Raw genomic sequence first — 18,790 nt, forward strand, 5'->3', positions numbered from 1 at the left:
TCGACTTGGGGTTTGAAAGCCCCATTGCATCACCATTTCAACCATTTCCTAGGGGGAAACATGACCAATTATTCGAACCACCCGTACCCTCCTGCGCAGCCGCAGCAGCGCTGGAAACCGACAGTGCTGTTCTGGATTGTGGCGGCAGTGCTGCTGCTCCTGCTCATTCCCTTCGCCTTGGTGGGTGGGCTGGGAATGGTGCTGTTCATTCTTGGTCTCGCTGCCTTGCTCACCGGGCTTTATGCATTCCTCTTCAAAAGGCGGTCCTGGGTGGGGCTGCCGCACCGCAAGTCCGGCGGGCTGGTAGCTGTTTCCGGATTTGTTGCACTTATCCTGGGCGCGGGCGTAGTTGGTGCTACCGCCGCCCCGCGGGTGGAGACTGACAAGGCAACTCTGGTCAGTCCTGTAAAGGAATCGGCAACTGCTACGCCAACGCCTACACCCAGTGCAACAAACCCCGCCAATTCCACTTGCAAGACTGCTGCCGCAACGCAGAAGTACAGCAGCCAGACGTTCATCTGCACCATGGGAGCCGACCAGCGCCTTGTATGGATGACTGAGGCTGATTCCAAGCGTGTCCTTGCCGAGAAGGCTGCCGCGGATAAGGCTGCCGCCGAGAAGGCGGCGGCAGAAAAGGCAGCCGCTGAGCAGGCTGCTGCCGCGCAGGCTGCGGCGGAAAAAGCTGCGGCGGAGAAGGCTGCAGCAGATCAGGCCGCTGCAGAGCAAGCTGCCGCAGCCCAGGTGGCCGCCGCCCAGGCAGCGGCTGAACAGGCTGCGGCTGAACAGGCTGCGCGGGACGCTGCTGCCCGCCAGGCTGTGCCAGTGCCGGCACCCGCAGCACCGGCGCAGTCGTCCGTTTACTACGCCAACTGTGCAGCTGCCAAGGCGGCAGGCGCGGCACCCCTGTACCGGGGCCAGCCGGGCTACCGTCCCGGGATGGATGGCGACTCGGACGGCGTGGCCTGCGAGCGCTGACCAGCCGCGCTCAGCAGAATAATGCCGTGGATACCCTTCGCAGGGTGTCCACGGCATATCGTTGCTGTCCCGGCAGTCCCACGATCAGTGCGATGTCAGTTCCCGCATCAGTCCGAGCTGTGACAGGAACTCCACCTGGTCGAAGTAGAAGTGGTGCGAGGTGATTTCGCCTCCTTCGACCCGGGCGATGTCGCAGCTCCGGACCCTGACCTGCTTGCCCGTCGCCGGCATTGATTCGCCGGTGGGCAGGCTCAGCGGCCCGGTGTTCGTCCCGACAACATAGCCCTCGTCGATGGCCACGTTTCCGGCCTCGTGGCTGTCACCGTGCTCGTACCGGACGTCGGGCATCGATTCCCAGAAGTGGAAAAGGTAGTTGGTGATGGCGTCGCGCCCGGTCAGTTCCCCCTCGTCGGGGGTGTAGGCAACAGCGTTGACGGCGTAGCACCGGGCCAGCGTCTCTTTGTCCTTGTTGTCCATGGCCGTGGTGAGACGGTCCATGACTTCGCGTGCCTGTCCCATTGTGGACCTCCAATTTTTGGGCGGCCTCACGGAAGCGGGGGCCGCTTCGTGGATTGGTTCCGGCTGCTGCCGGAACCTCTTTAATTGCACGTCCGCCGAAATTTGCTGTCAACGGACGCTGCTACCCTGCTTCAGAACGGCAGCGTCAGCAGTGCCAGCAGGGCCGGGACGGTGGCGCCCAGGGTGCCCGGAATGCTGCCGCCCTTCTTCGGATAGTGGCCCAGCATGTCTGCCAGGAACATGGCCGGAGCGGTCAGCACCATGTTCAGGCAGCAGTAGACCACCAGCGTGTAGCCCACCACCAGGTAGCCCGTGTTCACCGCGGCCACCCCCGCCAGGACCCCCAGGCCGATCACCAGGTTCCGGAACCCGGTGGGGATGGCCCACATCATCACAGCCGGAACGTTCCGCGGCGGGGTACTCAGGAACTTCTGCGCCCACGGCCGGTGCATCAGGAAGCTTTCCAGCGGGAACACCGCGATGTACACCACGGCGGCGAGGACCGCGAAGATCTGGGATACGGCGTTCATGAAGGCAGAGTACGACGCCGGTGCACACCTTCCCCATCCCCTGCAAGGGGGTTCCGGGGTGCTTGGGAAATCCCCGCTTTGGGGGATTGCGGTGCGGCCCCCCGGGCGGATACTGGAGCTATGTGGGAGGAACGCGCTGAGCGTGCCCGGCGGGACATTGCCGCCCTGGCCACCAGCGGGATGAACCTGGCGGACCTCTACCCCGCCGCGCTCGCCGTGGTGCAGCGGACGGTGCCGTTCGATCAGGGGTGCTGGGCCGGCGTCGACCCCCACACCCTGGTGATGACGTCCGTTACCAACTGGAAGCCATGGCCGGTGCGGGAAGACGAGTACGTGGAGTACTCGGCGCGCTTCGCGGAGACCGAATACGCGGGCAACGAACCAAACACCTTCGCCCAGCTGCTGCAGCGCCCCCGGCCCATCGCACGCATGTCCGACGCCCCGCACCGGGAGGTGGTCCGCAGCGTACGGATCAACGACCTGCTGAAGCCGCAGGGCCTGGAGCACGAGCTGCGGGCGGCCTTCCGGGTGGACGATGCCTGCTGGGGTGTCGGCAGCATCTTCCGCGATGCCGGCCGGGATTTCACGGACCGTGAGGTGGAGTTCCTGGCTGCGGTGACAGCCACCCTCGCGGCAGCCACCAGGATCGCCGTAAGGGCGGGGCACCCAACCGGGGCAGCCGCCGCCGGACCTGTGATTGTCATCGCCGGCCCGCGCGGGGAACTGAGGGCGGCAACCCCGGCCGCCGTTTCCTGGCTGGCCGGGGTGGAGGATGCCTTGCCGGGCCGTTTCAGCATGGTGATGTACTCGCTGGTGGCGCAGGCCTCAGCCGCAGTGTCCGGCACGGCCCGGGCCAGGATGCGCGACGCCGGGAATAATTGGATGGTACTGCAGGCCAGCCGCCTGATCACCGGCGACGATCCAGGGCAGATGGTGGTCACCGTGGAACCCGCCACCACCTATGACCTGGCCACCCTGCTGCTCGCAGCCTATGGAGTTACGGCACGCGAGCAGGAGGTCTGCCTGGAGGTGCTGTCCGGGAACGCAACGGCGGATATCGCCCGGCACCTGTACATCTCGCCGCACACTGTGCATGACCACCTCAAATCGCTCTTCGAGAAGGTGGGTGTGGGCAGCCGCGGCGAACTGGTGGCCAGGCTGGTGGCCTGACAGCAGGCCTGGGGGTGCCGCCCCTGTGCCAGTGCTGTAAAGCCCTTCCTCGCTGGTGCGGGCGCTTGTATGCTGTGGATCGGAGAGCCGGGAAGCCTGGTCGGCCCGCAGCCAGCGGCTGCGGAACGCCTTGGCGCCGCCACAGGCGTTCGCGTGACGAGCCAAGGAGCGGACTGTCCATGGATGCAGCAGCACAACCCGTGATCGAAGCCCGCGGCCTGGTTAAGCACTTCGGCAAAACCAGGGCCCTGGACGGGCTTAACCTGAGCGTGGCGCCGGGGGAGGTGCACGGCTTTCTGGGCCCCAACGGTGCCGGCAAATCCACCACCCTGCGGATCCTGCTGGGCCTGATCCGGCCCACCTCGGGCACCTCCCGGGTCTTCGGGCTGGACCCGTGGGCCGAGCCGGTAGCCGTGCACCGGGACGTCGCATACGTTCCCGGTGACGTGAGCCTGTGGCCGAACCTTTCCGGCGGCGAAGTGATCGATCTGCTCACAGGCCTCCGCGGCGGTGCTGACGAAAAGCTGCGCCGCGGCCTCATCGAGGAGTTCGAGTTTGATCCCCGCAAGAAAGCCAGGACCTATTCGAAGGGCAACCGGCAGAAGGTTGCCCTGATTGCCGCGTTTGCCCGCCCGGCGCGGCTGTACCTGCTGGATGAGCCGAGCGCCGGCCTGGACCCTGTGATGGACGCCGTGTTCCGGCGCCAGGTGGAGCGGGTCAGCAGGGACGGGGCTACGATCCTGCTGTCCAGCCACATCCTCAGCGAAGTGGAACAGCTCTGCCACCGGGTGACCATCATCCGTGCCGGGACTGCCGTGGAAACTGGCACCCTGGGCGAACTGCGGCACCTGCAGCGCACGCATTTCCGGGTTACCGGGCTGGCCGATCCTGCACGGGTGGCCGCTTTGCCGGGCACCCACGGGGTGAGCGTTGCCGGCGGCGCGGCAGAGTTCGACGCCGATCCAGGTGACCTCGGGTCTGTCCTGGCCGGCATCGCGGAACCGGGAATCAGCGGGCTGTCCGTGGCGCCGCCATCCCTGGAGTCCCTGTTCCTGCGCCACTACAGCGACGGCAACGGCAAGCGGACCGGCAAAGGCAAGCGGACCGGCCACGCCACAGCGGGCAGTGAGTGCACGGACAGCGGGGTGCTGTGATGTCCGGGGTGCTGCGGCTGCTCCTGTTCCAGGCCCGCCGGGACAAGGTGGCGCTGCCCGTTTGGATCCTGGGCATCACCCTTCTCAGCTTCGCCACGTCCGCCGCGGTGGCCACCCAGTTCGGGGACGAGGCCGGGCAGGCCGCCATCCTCCGCCTTGCCGCAGCCAACCCGGCGTTCCTGTTCCTGCGGGGTCTGCCTGACGGGACCGGCACCGGCGCGGTGGTGTTCTTCCAGGGGTTTGCGTTCACGGCTGTCCTGGGAGGGCTGATGAGCACGTTCCTGGTGGTGCGGCACACCCGCACGGATGAGGAGCTTGGCCGGGCCGAGCTCCTCGGTGCGGTGCCCATTCCGCGGGCCGCGTCCCTGGCGGCGACGCTGCTGCTGGGCACCGCCGCCAACCTGGTGCTGGCTGTTTCTGTGGCCGCCGCCTTCATGGCCGCGGGACTGCCCGCGGCCGACTCGGTTGCGGCGGGGGCCGCCGTCGGCAGTATTGGCATTTTCTTTGTGGCCCTTGCCGCCGGCGCCGCCCAGGCGCTGCCTTCGGGCAGGAGCGCCAACGGCGCCGCCGCGGGACTGGTGGGCGCGGCCTACCTGGTGCGCGGCATCGGGGACGCGCTGGGGACGCCCACGCCGGACCTGCTGCACGTGACGAGTGCCTGGCCCTCGCTCCTCTCACCGATCGGCTGGGGCCAGCGCATACGGCCGTTCAGCAGTCCGGACCCGGCATGGCTGCTGGTGCCGCTCGCTGCCGCGGCCATCCTGGGCATGGCGGCAGTGATGGTCCGACGACGGCGGGACGTGGGTGCCAGCCTGCTGCCCGAGCGTGTGGGCAAAGAGCGCGCAGGGATGGGCGGGACCTCCTTTGTGGGCCTGGCCTGGCGGCTGCAGCGTTCCACCCTGGCCGGATGGTGCGTGGGTGCCGCGGCCCTGGGCGCCGTGGCGGGTGCCCTGGGCCCGGCGGTCACCGAGACGGTGTCCAGCCTGGGGCCGGTGAAGGAGATGATCGAGCGGCTGGTGCCCGGCGGAGAGGCGGGACTAATCGACGTGTTCGTCACGGCGCTGCTGGGCATGGCCGGGGTGTTCGCCGCGGCCGCCGGGATCCAGGCAGTTCTCCGGATGCGCGCCGAGGAAGCGGAGGGCAGGGCCGAGCTGCTGCTGTCCGCGCCGAAGTCCCGCGTCCGGTGGCTCGGCGCCAACCTGGCCGTGGCTGCCTTTTCCGCCGCCGCTGTTTCCTCGACGGCGGGAGCCGCTGCCGCCGTCGGCCTGGCTGCCTCGGGGACCTCCGACGGGCCCGCCTGGCAACTGGTGCCGGCCGCGCTGGCCCATGTCCCCGCAGCCCTGGTTTTCCTTACGGCGGCAGCTGTTGCCTTCGCCGTGGCACCGCGGCTCAGTGTCCTGGCCGGCTGGGGGATCCTTGCCGCGGGAATCATCCTGGGTGAATTCGGGGAGCTGTTTGGCTTGCCGGCGTGGCTTCAGGACGCGAGCCCGTTCCGGCATTCTTCGGCCATGCCGGTGGAATCCTTCGACCAGGCCGGGGCGGCGGGCCTGCTGCTCGCGGCGGCGGCCGGGGCTGCGCTGGCCGCCTACGCCCTGCGCAGGCGGGACCTGGCCGCATGATGCCGGCCCTCCACACGATGAAACGGACCTGAAGCGATGAAAATGATGCTGCTGACCGCCGGAACGCGCGGCGACGTGGAACCCTTTCTTGCCCTGGCGCGGGCCGCCGTGGCCCGCGGACATGAGGTCCGGATCGCCATCCCGGAGAACTCCGGTGCGGACACCGCCGGCCTGGACACCGTCAGCCTGCGGATGGATTTCGCCCAGCTGGTCAGCGACCAGGGTGTTTCTCCCCGGGCCGCTGCCCGGACCTTCAAGACGGTGATCCGGCCGGCGGTGGGCAGGCTTCTTTCCGCGGCTGTGGAGCACATCGTTGCCTTTTCCCCGGATGTGGTGGCCTACCACCCGAAGGTCCTCAGTGCTCCGGCCGCGGCGCAGAGGCTGGGAATCCCATCAGTGCTGGTGGAAACCGTGCCCGCGCTGACCCCCACCAGGGAGTTCCCGTCGCCCATCATCCCCGCGGCCAGCCTGGGCCCGCTGAACCGGTTCAGCTACGCACCGGCGAGGGCCGCCACACTGATGTTCAGGCGGGAACTGCAAGCTGCGCTGGACCTGATGCCGCCAGGACGTACGCCGGCAGCGGGGACCCGCGCCACACTGATCCCCGTCAGTCCCCACCTGCTTCCCCGCCCGGCTGACTGGCCGGCCTCGGTGCACCTCACGGGCCACTGGGCCGCTAAACCCGTGGCTACGGAGATCGATGACGAGCTGGAGGCCTTCCTGGGCGGCGGTGATTTTGTGTACGCGGGATTCGGCTCCATGAAGGCCGGTGACGCCCGGGGCCGGGGCGCGGCGGTCATTGAGGCAGCCCGGAGGAACGGGCTGCGGACGCTGGTGGCAAAGGGGTGGGGCGGCATCGAGGTCCCGCCGGCTGTGGTGGGCGGCGACGTGCTGGTCAGGGAATCGGTGGCCCACCACATGGTCCTTCCGTGCGCCGCGGCAGCCATCCACCACGGCGGCGCGGGCACGGTCCATGCCGTGGCGCGGGCCGGGATCCCGTCCGTGGTGGTGCCGTTCATCGCTGACCAGCCGTTCTGGGGTGCTGTCCTGCACCGTCGGGGCCTGGGCCCACAACCGGTACCGTACCGGAAAGTCACCGCGGACAGCCTGGCCCGGGCCCTCGGCGAGGCCCGAAGCTGCCGGATCCAGGCAGCCCGGACAGGTGGGCTGGTGCGCGCCGAGGACGGGACCGCCGTCGCGGTTGGTGTCCTGGAAGGGTTGGCGGGTCCTTAAATTTCCGCGGCCAGCTGTCAGGCAGGACCGTGAATACTTGCGGGACGGTGCCGGGCGGGGTCGAAGTTGTCAAAAGACGAGGCTCCAATCAGGAAGATGCCCCGCTGTGGGATCCAGAAGCCGCCCAGCCGGGTCTGCACCCGCAGGGGCTGCAGGCTACCGAGGTCCTGGCCATTGAGCGAGGCGGAGCTTCGGGAAACGAACCACATGCGGCGGGGTTTCGCCCGGAAGCCCTGCCCGTTGGGAACGGCGCCCGTCAGTCCCAGCCGGCCCGCGCGGAGCACCGGACCGGAGGCGGCGCCCATGGCCTTCAGCACGGTCTTGTTCTCCAGGGCTGAAGCAGGGAGGGCTGTCAGTGCTGCCGTCATGACGCGGGTGACGGGGGTTGACGCTAGCTCCAGGTCCCATGCCAGGTCAACGTCCCCGCCAATGCGGACGCTGAGCGCCGCGTCCCCCGTCCAGGTGACCGTGATGGGGCATTGGACTGTAGCCTCCAGGGCGGAGCCGAAGTAGCGGGCGCAGGACACCGCGGGCGGCGCGTCGGCGTAGATGGTCCAGGAGCCGGAGGGCCGGCGCAGCCAGACGGACCTGTATCCGGGGCCGATACTGGTGACGGGAAAGCGCCGCATGGCAAGGACATAGCCGGTATTGAAGGACAGGCCCATCACCCCGTACCCGGAAAACCGTTCGTCGTCCCCGGGCCCCAGGGCAGCACTCTGTTCAACTTCGAGGACCTGCGCCCGGATGCTCTTCATGGCTTCCTGCCTCCACCGTCAGCGGTGGCGTCAGTCTACGCCCGGCTGCCCGCCCGCGGGAGTCACCCGGATCCGGGAAATGCGCAGCCGGTCCATGGCCGTCACCGTCAGCACATGGCCGGCCACCTCCACGCTGTCGCCCACCCGGGGGAGCCGGCCCAGCCGGTCGATGACGTACCCGGCCACTGTCTCGTAGTGGCCCTCCGGCAGTTCGATGCCGGACGCGGTTTCGAACTCCTGCAGGATCAGGGCACCGTCCACGTCCACTGTCCCGTTGGCCCTGGTAACGCGGTCCTCCGGGTCGGTGCCGGTGTCGTACTCGTCGTAGATCTCACCCACCAGCTCCTCCACCAGGTCCTCCAGGGTGACGATGCCGTCCGTGCCGCCGTACTCGTCCACCACCAGCGCAATGTGCTGTCCCAGCCGGCGCATCCGGGACAGCGACGGCAGCACCTTGTTGGTGCCCGGCAGCGGAAGGATTTCCCGCACAATATCCCGCACGGGACCGTCGTCGTACTCTCCTTCGCGGGGCATAAGGTCCCGGATGTGGACGAAGCCCAGGACGTCGTCGGGCGATTTGGCCATGACGGGATAGCGCGAGAACGGGCCGTCGCGCACCATGCTGCGCGCCTCGCCGATGCTCATGCTGCCGTTGATGAAGGTGACGTCCGTGCGGGGGCGCATCACCTCCTGCAGCGAACGCTCGCCGGCGCCAAACACATCGCTGAGGATGCTGCGGCTGTGCTCTTCCAGCATCTCGCTCTCGGCCACCATGTCCCACAGTTCCTCGGAGCTGATGCTTTCCTGCTTGGCGTTGGGGTCGCCGCCGAACAGCCGCACCACCGCGTCCGTGGAGACGGACAGCAGCCAGACGGCGGGCCGCATGATTTCGGAGAGGACGCCCAGCGGAGGGGCAAGGACCCTGGTGAAGCCGACGGCGCTCTGCATGGCAAGGCGCTTGGGCACCAGCTCGCCGAGCACCAGGGAAAGGTAGGCCACCAGTAGCGTCATGCCGATGAAGGCAACGGGTTCGGCAGCGGAGCCGAAGCCTATGCCTTCCAGGAGGGGTTCGACGTCGGGCGCGATGGTGGAGGCGCCGTACGCGGCGGAGAAGAAGCCTGACAGGGTGACGCCGATCTGGACCGTGGACAGGAACCGGTTGGGGTTGCCGGCGAGTGCCGCGATCCGTGCCCCGTGCTTCCCGGACCTCTCCATCTGGCGCACCTGGCTCTCGCGGAGGGACACCAGTGCCATTTCCGTGCCGGCGAACACCCCGCCCAGCAGCACAAAGAAGAGGACCAACAGGAAATTGAGCAGGGTGTCGCTGTCCATGATCAGACACTACCCAATGGCGCTGCGCGGGTTACGCTCGGGGCCTTTGCGGCGTAGGGTCTGAGGGACCATGACCGAACAGCAACCCTATGAGCTCGTGAGGCGCTACCCGCACTTCGAGCTGCGCCGCTATCCCGCCTATGTTGTGGCGGAAGTCCACGTCAATGCGACCTTTGACCGTGCCGGAAACGCCGCTTTCCGGCATCTCTTCAACTACATCAGCGGCAGCAACACCGCACGGCAGAAGCTTGCCATGACGGCGCCCGTCATCCAGGAACCGGGGCCCCCGCAGAAGCTGGCGATGACCGCGCCCGTGCTGCAGAGCGGCCCGCTACAGGGCGGTGCACCCACTGATTTTGCGGTGGCGTTTGTGCTCCCGGCGGGCGTGACTGCGGAGACGGCGCCGGCGCCGCAGAATCCCGACGTGAAAATCCGCCCGGTCCCCGGCTCCCTGACCGCAGTTGTGCGGTTCTCGGGCAGCGGGTCGGAGGCTGCGTTTGCCCGGCACAACGAGGGGCTGCAGGCGGCGCTGAACCTGGTGGGGCTGGCTCCGGTGGGGCCGCCCCGGTTTGCCCGCTTCGATCCGCCGTTCAAGCCGTGGTTCCTCCGCCACAACGAGGTGCTGCAGGACGTCGCGGACGCCTGACCGGAACTGGGACTCAACTGAAGGACGACGGCGGACGCCGGGTGCCGTCGTCGACCCCGGGGACGCCGGTCAGGACGCGCGGTCCTTCGCCAGGAACCGGCGCAGGACGGTGGCCGTCAGCCAGGTGACCAGGCTGCAGGCAGCGGCGCCCCAGAGGATGTCCGTCACCGCGACGACGGCGGTGAAGTCCTTGAGCACGGCGAACGCCGTCAGCGCCCAGGTGGCGTAGGTGAAGAAGCCGAACAGTGCCGCGCCCGTGACCCGCTGTCGCAGGGTGGCGTGCGTGTCGTTGGGCCGCACACCGTAGTGCACCATCCCGGCCACGAAGATGAGGTAGAAGGCAACGGCCCCGGCAGCGTTGGGCCGGGGTGCGATCAGGTGGCCGATCTGGCTTTGGTAAAGGTTGCTCGCCACGAAGCTGATCCAGACCAGGTCCAGCACGGCGAAGATCACGGCGGTGACCGCGTAGGAAATCAGCCATCTCTTGGTGCGGGTGTTCATGCTTGGCTCCTTGACTCGGCGTAGAGGTTCTCCACGATGTGGCGGGCGCGTTCGGTGAACGCGGTGCGTTTGAGCTTCATGGTGGGCGTGACCATTCCGTTGGCCTCGCTGAGGTCGGCCAGGAGCAGCACGAATTTGCGCACCTGCTCGGAGCGGGCCAGCTTCGCGTTGGCGGCACTGACCGCTTTGCCGATGGTGCTGAGGAGGCGGGCGTCCTCGATCTGCACGGCGCCGCCGTCGTCCGGGATCCGCAGGCCGGCGAGATCGGCGATGCCCTGGCGCTCGGCCCACGCCATGACGGACTCGGGGTCCAGCAGCACCAGCCCGCCCAGGTACGGTTTGCCCTCGCCCACCATGACGGCGTGCGCCACCAGGGGATCGCCCTCCACATAGCCTTCCCAGATGGCCGGGGTGACGGTCTTGCCGCCGGCGGTGACGATCACGTCCTTGATCCGGCCCTTGAGCGTGAGCCTTCCCAGCTCATCGAGCTCGCCGAGGTCCCCCGTGCGGAAGTACCCGTCCGTGAATGCGTCCTGGTTGTCCGCCGGCCTGCGGTAGCCGGCAAACACACCAACGCCGCGGGCCAGCACCTCGCCCCGGTCCGAGATGAGCACGGTGGTTCCGGGCATCGGGACGCCCACCGTTCCGGCGCTGATGGCACCGGGCATGTTCCCGGTCAGCGGCGCAGTGGTTTCCGTCAGGCCGTAGCCCTCGATCACGGGCAGGCCCAGGCCGCGGAAGAACAGGGACAGCTCGGCGTCCAGTGCGGCGGCGCCGGAGAGCAGGTAGTCCAGGCGGCCGCCCACCAGCGCGCGGAGGCGGGCGTAGAAGAGGCGGTCGAACAGCGCGTGCCGCGCACGCAGGCCGAGCGGGGCGCGGACGGACGGGTCGGCGTCGTGCGCTTCCGCGAACCTGCCGTACTCGACGGCGGTGCGCTGCGCCGATGCCCACACCCGGCCCAGGTGCTTCCGTGCCGCGGCGGCGGCAGCGGACGCCTGGATCTTCTGCAGCACTCGCGGGACCACCACCAGGAACGTGGGCTTCAGGACTCCGAGGGCGGGCACCACGTCCTTGGGATCGGACAGGTGGGCGATGCGCATGCCGTTAGCCAGGCAGATCAGCTGCAGGCCGCGGGCCAGCACGTGGGCCATGGGCAGGAAGATCACGGTGTTGCCGCCTTCGCGGACCACGCCCGTGTAGGCGGCGCCCACGTTCAGCACCTGGCCCACGAAGTTCCCGTGGGTGATCAGGGCGCCCTTGGGGGCGGCGGTGGTGCCGGAGGTGTAGACGATGGTGGCCACCGAGTCGAGGTCCGGCAGCAGGCGCCGCTCCTCAACGGCGCTGTCCGGGACGGCGGCGCCGCGCTTAGCCAGCTCGGCGAGGTCCGCACCGGGACGTGCGTCCATGGTCCAGACGCCCAGGCTTGTCCGCCCGGTCTCTTCAAAGCCCTGTTCCAGCAGGAGGGCATGCCCGGCGGTGCCGGCGATGGCCAGGCGGACGGCGGCGTCGTCCAGGACCGCTGCCACCTGGGGCAGGGCGGAGGTTTCGTAGACGGGGACCACGACGGCGGCGGCGAACCATGCCGCCATGTCCGCCACTGCCCATTCGTACCGGGTGGGGGAGGGACATGATGGCGAGGGAGTCGCCGGGCTGCAGGCCGGCGGCGATGAGGCCTTTGGCGAGGGCGCGCACCTCCTCCACGAACTGCCGGGTGGTCACCTGGCGCCAGGGATCCGTGATGGCGCCTCCCGGGGCCCGCACCTCGAAGGCGACGTGGTCCGGGGCCGTCCGGAACCGCTGCATCAGCAGTTCCGTAGCGTTGGTGTGGCTGGACGGCTCAACCAGCAGCGGGGTGGAGAACTCTTTCAAGCGGTGTCCTTTGCGGAAAGGGTGTGCAGGTGGTCCTTCATCAGGTCTTGGGCGGCCCGGAGGAAATCGGCCACCGCGTCCTGCTGGGCGGCGGGCAGGGATTCGATGTGCTGGTTGGTGGCGTCCATGAGGGGGCGCATCAGGCGCATGATGTCGCGGGAAGCGGCAGCGGTGGCGCTGACGTGGACATGCCGGCGGTCCCCTTCGCCGCGGAGGCGTTCGGCGTAGCCGCGGGTTTCCAGCCGGCTGACGACCGCGGTGGTGGTAGCGGCGGTGGCGCCCAGCTTCACGCCGAGATTACCTACCGTCATGGGTCCGGACTGGGACAGCGCGGACAGGGCGCGGTAATCGGTGAGGTTCAGCCCGAGCTTGCCTGCCACTTCACGTTCAGTTTCGTTGGCCAGGGCCAGCACAGCCTGAAGGGCTCCGGCGGCCGGATGGTACGGCGGTCTGCTCATGGTTCCTCCTCTCCTTCGCTAGTCTATATAGTAATTAGATAGGCTTGTAATCAAATCAGTTTGAATAGGCGGTTGCCGGTGCCCTGTGCGGTTCCCGGCCCGGCGTGGGAAAGGAACGTCCTGATGAAGGATTCGGACCGTAAGGCGCTCATCATTTTTGTAGTTTCGGTGCTGGTGGGCGCGCTCGTCGCCGTTGCCGGTAGCCAGGGGGGCGCCGCCGTGGGCGGTTTCCCGCTGTTTGCGCTGGGTGTGGCGGCGGCGTTCGTCATCCAGTGGCTGGCCTTTATCCCCGCGTTCAAGGCGCAGACCGAAAAGTACTACGACCTCACCGGCGCCCTGACCTACATCGGCATCACAGTTCTCCTGGTCCTGCTGACTCCGGGCGTTGATGCGCGGGGGCTGTTGCTGGCTGCCATGGTGGTGGTGTGGGCCGGGCGGCTGGGAAGCTTCCTGTTCCGCCGCGTCAGCAAACATGGCAAGGATGACCGCTTTGACGAAATCAAGCCGTCCTTCTTCCGCTTCCTGAACACCTGGACCGTGCAGGGCCTCTGGGTTGTCCTCACCGCGGCCGCTGCCTGGATCGCGATTACTTCCGCCACCCGGGTGGGCCTGGACTGGTGGGCGCTGGCGGGCTTCCTGGTGTGGGCCGTAGGCTTCGGCATCGAGGCGGTGGCGGACAGCCAGAAGGGCCGCTTCAAGGCGGACCCGGCCAATGAGGGCAGGTTTATCTCCACCGGACTGTGGTCCAAGTCCCGCCACCCCAACTACTTCGGCGAGATTGTGCTCTGGATCGGGGTACTGCTGATCGCGGTGCCGGTGCTGGAGGGCTGGCAGTGGGTGGCCCTGCTGTCCCCGGTGTTCGTGGCGTTGCTGCTGATCAAGGGCAGCGGCGTGCCGCTTTTGGAAGCCAAAGCCGACAAGAAGTGGGGCGGCCAGCCCGACTATGAGGCGTACAAGAAGAACACGCCGGTCCTGATCCCGAAGCTGTAGCTAACTTCTCGGGGGCCCGGCTGCTGATAGGGGCGCTGGGCCCTAGCTCTCGCTGTCCCTGGTGGGTACGGTTTCCGCATGCAGAAGATATCGATTGATGCCCTGGCCCGCCAGCAGCTCGAGGCCGCGGTGGCGGCTTCCAGCGGGCGGGCGGCGGACACGGCCTTCGGCGGCCATGAGAAGAAGCTGCGCCAGACTGTCATGGCCTTCCGTGCCGGCACCGAGCTGAGTGAACACCAGAATCCCGGCGAGGCCACGGTCTACGTGATCAGGGGATCGGTCTGGCTGAAGTCCGGCGGCGAGGCGTGGCAGGGCAAGGCCGGGGACCTCCTGATCGTCCCGGACGGGCTGCACAGCCTGGAGGCCGAGGAGGACTCGGCGGTGCTGTTCACGGTGGTCAAGACCGACCGCTAGTCTCGGTGCGGCGCAGCCGCGCGGGCAACCACACCCTTCGGAGGACGGACCAGACAGGCCAGTTCGGGCGCCCTGACCGGGCTTTCTCCCTAGGTGGTTTCTTCGGGCTGGGCAGGCCTTCCGCCGGGCTTGTCCTGCACCGTCACCGGGAGCAGTGAGGCTGCCATGTAGCTGGTGATATACCGGGCGAAGCGTGGCAGGGACCAGCCCCGCTTCAGCACGAGGAGCTCGTAAAGCTCGGCCGAGCTGCAGACCCAGAGAATGTCGGCCGCCTCGGCCGCTGAGATGCCGTCGCGGAGGTAGCCGCGGTCCTTGAGGTACCGGGCGTGGTGCCGCATCCGTTTGAGACGGTCACTTTCGATGTCCTTGAGAAGGGCAGCCATTTCCTGGTCGTTGACGGCGGCCGCGCGCATCAGCAGCCGGATCGGGGTGACCATCGAACCTACCTCGGCGGTGAGGAGGCCCCACTCCCGCAGGACCGCTGCCGGCTCGGATTCGCGTTCCCGCATGGCGTCGGAGCGCTCATACGCGGAAACAGTGCCGGCGCCGGCCAGGTTCCGCTCGTAGAGGGCACGGACCAGGCCCGCCTTGCCGCCGAAGGCCTTGTATACCGTTTCCACCGAAACGCCGGCCTCGCCGGCGACGGCTGCAACTGTAGTGCCGGCGTAACCGCACTCGTTGAGCTGCCGCTCCGCTGCCTGCAGGATGGCATCCCTGTTCCGCCGGGCCTGCTCCTGCCGCCCGCTGGAGTTGTACCGGCGCTTACCCTTGACGTCTGCCACTATTCGTTCCATGCTTGAGTATCAGATACAGGCGACTGTATCAAATCATTCGAGGAGTGGGAATGATGGGAACGGCAGCTCCCGCCGAAGTGGTTTTGCGGCAATTGCTCACCGCCGTGAATGCCCACCGGCCGGACGATCTTGCGGCCTGCTTTTCCCGCGACTACGTCAACGAGACCCCTGCCCACCCGCAGCGGGGCTTCCGCGGACGGGACCAGGTCCGCAAGAACTGGCTGGAGATCTTTTCCCAGGTTCCGGATCTTCGCGCGCGCGTCCAGAGGACCGCCGCACAGGATGACACGCTGTGGACCGAATGGGAGATGGCCGGGGCACGGCGCGACGGCGCTCCCTTCCTGATGCGCGGCGTGGTCATCTTCACCGTCACCGACGGGCTCTTTTCTTCCGCCCGGTTCTTCCTCGAACCGGTGGAGGATGCCAGCGGCGACGTCAACGCAGCAGTCAGCCGGGTACTCGGCCGCAACCCGGACTCCAGGGAGTAGGCAGCATCATGATTCTTGTCGCAGGGGCCACCGGCCAGCTGGGCGGCCTTCTTGCCCAAACATTGCTCACCAAAGGGTTCCCGGTGCGGATCCTGGTCCGGGAAGGCTCGGCGCATGATGCACTGCTGACGGCCGGCGCCGAGGCCGTCACCGGTGACCTGAAGGACCCGGGCTCACTTGCGGCCGCCTGTGACGGGGTGGACACCGTGGTGACCACAGCCAATTCCTCCGCCCGCGGCGGCGCGGACACCGTGGACTCCGTGGACCGCCTCGGCAACCGGAACCTTATTGAGGCAGCCGGCAGTGCCGGCGTCGGCCGTTTTATCTTTGTGTCCAACCTCGGCGCAAGCCCCGCCAGTCCGAACCCCTTCATGGCCGCCAAAGGTGAGACCGAGCAGCTGCTGCGCGGCAGCACGATGTCCTGGACCATCATCCAGCCCAACCTTTTCATGGATAAGCTGCCGGTCCTCGTGGTGGGTATTCCGGCTCTTTCCGGCCAGCCGGTCACCCTCGTAGGGGAGGGCAGGCGTGAGCATTCCCTGGTGGCCATGCGGGATGTGGCACAGTACGTGCTGGCCGCGGTGGAACACCCGGAATGGGACGGCCGGGTACTGGTCCTCGGCGGGCCGGAGGCGGTGTCCTGGCGTGATGTGGTGGCGGCTTTTGAGCAGGAGCTCGGGCGCAGTATTCCGGTGCGGACGGTTCCCCCGGGGCAGCCCGTAACCGGCATGCCGGACCTGCTGGCCGGGTTCCTCGCAATGCTGGAGACCTATGATTCACGGCTGGAGATGGCGGACCTGGCCGCACAGTACGGAGTGGTGCCCACAAGCCTCACATCCTGGGTGCACCGCTTCGTGCTGGAGTCTTCGGGCGCTCCGGCCGAGGGTGTTCATAAGGCGTGACCGCCACTGGCTAGGCTGGCGCCATGGACTTTCAGCTTCGCCAGGCCACACCCGAGGACGCCGAGGCGGTGGTGCTCATGCAGACACTGGCGCATGAGGAGTGCTACCCCCACCTGCTCTCACCCGGGTTCTTCCGCGGCCGCAGGGCCAGCATCCCGGAACGGGTGGAGCGGCGCCGGCCGCACCTGGCTGTTACGGATCCGCGGATTATCGCCGTGGACGCGGACAACGAACTGGTGGGGTTCGCGGACGCCGGGCCCGGCCGCGACGACGACGGCCCCGAAGCGCTGGAGCTGTACTCGATCTACACCCTCCGCCGGACGTACGGAACGGGGCTCGGCGCCGCGCTCATGCGGGCCGCGATCGGCGGCGGCCCGGCCTACCTCTGGGTGGTGGAGGACAATCCGCGGGCGCTGGCCTTCTACGTGAAGCAGGGCTTCCGTCCCGACGGCAAGCGCAACACGCTACCGCCGGAGTGGGAGGAACTGCCTGAATTCCGGATGGTCCGGGGCGGCACCCGTCCCTCAGGCCACGCCATAGACTCGCCGGCATGACTGAAGGCCACAGTGACATCGACTGGGATTCCGCACGCGCCAGCAACCTGGCCAACTGGGAGGACCGCGTCCCCCTGCACGAGGAGGCGTACGGCCTCGGTGCTTTGGATGATCCCGGGCACTTGACCAGTGTTGTCCGGACGGACCTGGCCGCCCTGGCACCTTTCCTCCCGGACGGCACGGTCTCCGGGCTGGATGTCTGCCACCTTCAGTGCCACATCGGAACGGACACGCTGTCCCTAGCCAGGGCAGGGGCGCGGGTCACCGGCGTCGACTTCTCCCCGTCCGCCCTGGCGTCTGCGGCCGCCCTGGCCGCGCGTCTTGGCCTGGACGCCACGTGGGTGGAGACGGACGTCCTCGAAGCCCGCGCCGCCGTCGCCGGCTCCTTCGACCTGGTGTACACAAGCATCGGCACCATCACCTGGCTGCCGGACCTGGACCGCTGGGCAGCCCAAGTGGCAGGGCTCCTCCGGCCGGGAGGCACGTTTTACATCAGGGACGGGCACCCTGCCCTGTACGCCATTGACGAGCACGCGGACGGACTGCAGCTCCGCTACCCGTACTTCGGCACCGGCCAGGCACAGGTGTGGGACGACGCCACCACCTACGCGGGGGACGGCACGGTGGCGCACTCCCGGACCTATGAATGGGCGCACCCCTTGTCCGCAATCATCAACTCGCTCATAGGGGCCGGACTGCAGATTCTCCGCCTGGACGAAGGCAGGTCCCTCCCGTGGAAGTTCGCACCACGCATGGTGGAGGTGCCGGACGGTTTTGCGTGGCCCGAGGCCGAGCGTGACCGTGTGCCCTGCACCTACACGGTCATCGCCCGGAAGCCGGGGGAGTTGGCGGAACCTGCCCAGCCCCCTGGCGGAAGCCCGCTTACTCCGTGACTGCGGTGGGCACAGGCTCGCCGCGGCGGGAAACAGAGGTGCTGCGGCGGCGCCAGTAGGCGGCCAGGACGGCACCGGACACGTTGTGCCAGACGGAGAAGATGGCCCCGGGGAGGGCCGACTCGGGGGTCAGGTACTGCCGGGCCAGGCCCGCCGCAAGGCCGGAGTTCTGCATGCCTACCTCGATAGCAGTGGTGCGCCGGGCAGGAACAGGCAGCTTGAACAGGCGGGCGGCGCCGTAGCCCAGGGCGTAGCCCAGGCCGTTGTGCAGGATCACGGCCACAAGGACCAGCAGTCCGGCGGCGAAGATGGCCTTTGCACTGGCGGAAACCACAGCAACCACCACGGCCGTGATGGCCAGGACCGAAATCCAGGGAAGGGCCGGCAGGGCCTTGGTGACCAGGCGCGGCAGGAAGAGCCGGATGACAAGCCCCAGCAGCACGGGAAGCAGCACGATCTGGACGATGGACCACGCCATGGACCCCGCGTCCACCGGCATGTACTGGCCGGCGAGCCACAGCGCTAGGACGGGCGTCAGCAGGGGAGCGAGCAGCGTGGAGACGGTGGTCATCGCCACGGACAGCGCCACGTCGCCCCGGGCCAGGTAGGAGACCACGTTGGAGGCTGTTCCGCCGGGGCAGCAGCCCACCAGGATGACGCCGGCGGCCAGCGCGGGCGGCAGGCCCAGTGCCGCTGCGATCAGCCAGCCCAGCAGCGGCATGATGGCGTACTGCGCCACCACGCCGATCACCACGGGGATGGGTCGTTTGGCGATGACGGCGAAGTCAGGGGGAGTGAGGGTCAGCCCCATGCCGAACATGATGACCCCTAGCAGGGGGTTGATCCAGGGGCCGAGCCCGGTGAAGGCGGTGGGGGTGGCAAGCGCCACGGCACCTCCGGCCAGGATCAGCAGGGGAAAGAGGGTGACGGCGATGCGGGCGCTGCGTTCTTCGGCGGCAGAGGCCGTCGTCGAAGATTCGGGTAAGGAAGACAT

Annotated in this window: 21 protein-coding genes; 12 read left to right on the top strand and 9 right to left on the bottom strand. The window is 68.1% G+C overall.

All coding sequences use genetic code 11. The features are described from left to right. The first annotated feature begins 60 nt into the window (after positions 1-60). A complete protein-coding gene (locus tag ABRP28_RS00630) occupies positions 61-975 on the top strand; it encodes an excalibur calcium-binding domain-containing protein (protein WP_350003879.1) in 915 nt (304 codons plus the stop codon). Positions 976-1,059: 84 nt separating this feature from the next. Here the strand turns inward: ABRP28_RS00630 and ABRP28_RS00635 are convergent, their stop codons facing one another. Together ABRP28_RS00635 and ABRP28_RS00640 are read right to left on the bottom strand one after the other, a co-directional pair. Further along, positions 1,060-1,494: a nuclear transport factor 2 family protein gene (locus tag ABRP28_RS00635; protein ID WP_350003878.1), complete on the bottom strand. Its 435-nt coding sequence runs from the start codon at positions 1,492-1,494 to the stop codon at positions 1,060-1,062. A 131-nt stretch (positions 1,495-1,625) separates the two neighbouring features. Beyond that, on the bottom strand, positions 1,626-2,024 hold the full coding sequence (locus tag ABRP28_RS00640; RefSeq protein WP_350003877.1) for a DUF1304 family protein: 399 nt from the start codon (positions 2,022-2,024) through the stop codon (positions 1,626-1,628). Positions 2,025-2,144: 120 nt separating this feature from the next. Here ABRP28_RS00640 and ABRP28_RS00645 point away from each other — a divergent pair, with 120 nt between their 5' ends. From ABRP28_RS00645 to ABRP28_RS00660, 4 genes are all read left to right on the top strand, one after another. Then, the gene (locus tag ABRP28_RS00645) at positions 2,145-3,194 is read left to right on the top strand and encodes a LuxR C-terminal-related transcriptional regulator (RefSeq protein WP_350003876.1); all 1,050 of its coding nucleotides are present in this window, start codon (positions 2,145-2,147) and stop codon (positions 3,192-3,194) included. A 179-nt stretch (positions 3,195-3,373) separates the two neighbouring features. Beyond that, positions 3,374-4,348, top strand: a complete 975-nt coding sequence (locus ABRP28_RS00650) for an ABC transporter ATP-binding protein (RefSeq protein ID WP_350003875.1) — start codon at positions 3,374-3,376, stop codon at positions 4,346-4,348. Further along, positions 4,348-5,967 (top strand): polyketide antibiotic transporter, encoded by a 1,620-nt coding sequence (locus ABRP28_RS00655; RefSeq protein WP_350003874.1) that lies wholly within the window; start codon positions 4,348-4,350, stop codon positions 5,965-5,967. Before ABRP28_RS00650 ends, ABRP28_RS00655 begins: the two co-directional genes overlap by 1 nt. A gap of 42 nt (positions 5,968-6,009) precedes the next feature. Beyond that, the gene (locus ABRP28_RS00660) at positions 6,010-7,200 is read left to right on the top strand and encodes a glycosyltransferase (RefSeq protein ID WP_350003873.1); all 1,191 of its coding nucleotides are present in this window, start codon (positions 6,010-6,012) and stop codon (positions 7,198-7,200) included. Between the two features lie 17 nt (positions 7,201-7,217). Here the strand turns inward: ABRP28_RS00660 and ABRP28_RS00665 are convergent, their stop codons facing one another. Together ABRP28_RS00665 and ABRP28_RS00670 are read right to left on the bottom strand one after the other, a co-directional pair. Next, on the bottom strand, positions 7,218-7,955 hold the full coding sequence (locus ABRP28_RS00665) for a hypothetical protein (RefSeq protein WP_350003872.1): 738 nt from the start codon (positions 7,953-7,955) through the stop codon (positions 7,218-7,220). 30 nt (positions 7,956-7,985) lie between these two features. Continuing rightward, positions 7,986-9,287: a hemolysin family protein gene (locus ABRP28_RS00670; RefSeq protein ID WP_350003871.1), complete on the bottom strand. Its 1,302-nt coding sequence runs from the start codon at positions 9,285-9,287 to the stop codon at positions 7,986-7,988. A gap of 70 nt (positions 9,288-9,357) precedes the next feature. Here ABRP28_RS00670 and ABRP28_RS00675 point away from each other — a divergent pair, with 70 nt between their 5' ends. Next, the gene (locus tag ABRP28_RS00675; RefSeq protein ID WP_350003870.1) at positions 9,358-9,933 is read left to right on the top strand and encodes a heme-binding protein; all 576 of its coding nucleotides are present in this window, start codon (positions 9,358-9,360) and stop codon (positions 9,931-9,933) included. Positions 9,934-10,002: 69 nt separating this feature from the next. Here the strand turns inward: ABRP28_RS00675 and ABRP28_RS00680 are convergent, their stop codons facing one another. The 3 genes from ABRP28_RS00680 to ABRP28_RS00690 all read right to left on the bottom strand — a co-directional run bounded on the left by ABRP28_RS00680 (position 10,003) and on the right by ABRP28_RS00690 (position 12,761). Further along, complete coding sequence (locus tag ABRP28_RS00680; RefSeq protein WP_231455570.1) at positions 10,003-10,434, bottom strand: DUF2177 family protein; 432 nt, start codon at positions 10,432-10,434, stop codon at positions 10,003-10,005. After that, positions 10,431-12,023 carry an AMP-binding protein gene (locus ABRP28_RS00685; protein WP_350003869.1) on the bottom strand — a complete coding sequence of 531 codons (1,593 nt, stop codon included), beginning with the start codon at positions 12,021-12,023 and terminating at the stop codon, positions 10,431-10,433. Before ABRP28_RS00685 ends, ABRP28_RS00680 begins: the two co-directional genes overlap by 4 nt. A 276-nt stretch (positions 12,024-12,299) precedes the next feature. Next, a complete protein-coding gene (locus ABRP28_RS00690) occupies positions 12,300-12,761 on the bottom strand; it encodes a MarR family transcriptional regulator (RefSeq protein ID WP_350003868.1) in 462 nt (153 codons plus the stop codon). 123 nt (positions 12,762-12,884) lie between these two features. Here ABRP28_RS00690 and ABRP28_RS00695 point away from each other — a divergent pair, with 123 nt between their 5' ends. After that, complete coding sequence (locus tag ABRP28_RS00695; RefSeq protein WP_350003867.1) at positions 12,885-13,751, top strand: DUF1295 domain-containing protein; 867 nt, start codon at positions 12,885-12,887, stop codon at positions 13,749-13,751. A 78-nt stretch (positions 13,752-13,829) separates the two neighbouring features. Next, complete coding sequence (locus tag ABRP28_RS00700) at positions 13,830-14,165, top strand: cupin domain-containing protein (protein ID WP_350003866.1); 336 nt, start codon at positions 13,830-13,832, stop codon at positions 14,163-14,165. 89 nt (positions 14,166-14,254) lie between these two features. On the opposite strand, the gene ABRP28_RS00705 is transcribed toward ABRP28_RS00700, so the two are convergent. Then, a complete protein-coding gene (locus ABRP28_RS00705) occupies positions 14,255-14,959 on the bottom strand; it encodes a TetR/AcrR family transcriptional regulator (RefSeq protein ID WP_374152903.1) in 705 nt (234 codons plus the stop codon). A 50-nt stretch (positions 14,960-15,009) separates the two neighbouring features. Here ABRP28_RS00705 and ABRP28_RS00710 point away from each other — a divergent pair, with 50 nt between their 5' ends. Genes ABRP28_RS00710 through ABRP28_RS00725 form a run of 4 tightly spaced genes read left to right on the top strand, consistent with a single transcriptional unit; the run spans position 15,010 to position 17,796 of the window. Continuing rightward, complete coding sequence (locus ABRP28_RS00710; RefSeq protein ID WP_350003864.1) at positions 15,010-15,447, top strand: nuclear transport factor 2 family protein; 438 nt, start codon at positions 15,010-15,012, stop codon at positions 15,445-15,447. Positions 15,448-15,455: 8 nt separating this feature from the next. Further along, the gene (locus tag ABRP28_RS00715; RefSeq protein ID WP_350003863.1) at positions 15,456-16,349 is read left to right on the top strand and encodes an NAD(P)H-binding protein; all 894 of its coding nucleotides are present in this window, start codon (positions 15,456-15,458) and stop codon (positions 16,347-16,349) included. Between the two features lie 23 nt (positions 16,350-16,372). Next, positions 16,373-16,903, top strand: coding sequence for a GNAT family N-acetyltransferase (locus ABRP28_RS00720; protein ID WP_350003862.1), 531 nt, complete (start codon positions 16,373-16,375; stop codon positions 16,901-16,903). Continuing rightward, a complete protein-coding gene (locus ABRP28_RS00725) occupies positions 16,900-17,796 on the top strand; it encodes a class I SAM-dependent methyltransferase (protein ID WP_350003861.1) in 897 nt (298 codons plus the stop codon). Before ABRP28_RS00720 ends, ABRP28_RS00725 begins: the two co-directional genes overlap by 4 nt. On the opposite strand, the gene ABRP28_RS00730 is transcribed toward ABRP28_RS00725, so the two are convergent. Then, complete coding sequence (locus ABRP28_RS00730; RefSeq protein WP_350003860.1) at positions 17,786-18,790, bottom strand: bile acid:sodium symporter family protein; 1,005 nt, start codon at positions 18,788-18,790, stop codon at positions 17,786-17,788. The two genes, ABRP28_RS00725 and ABRP28_RS00730, sit on opposite strands and share 11 nt — an antisense overlap.

This window comes from Pseudarthrobacter sp. WHRI 8279, assembly GCF_040224115.2.
Taxonomy (GTDB): Bacteria; Actinomycetota; Actinomycetes; order Actinomycetales; family Micrococcaceae; genus Arthrobacter.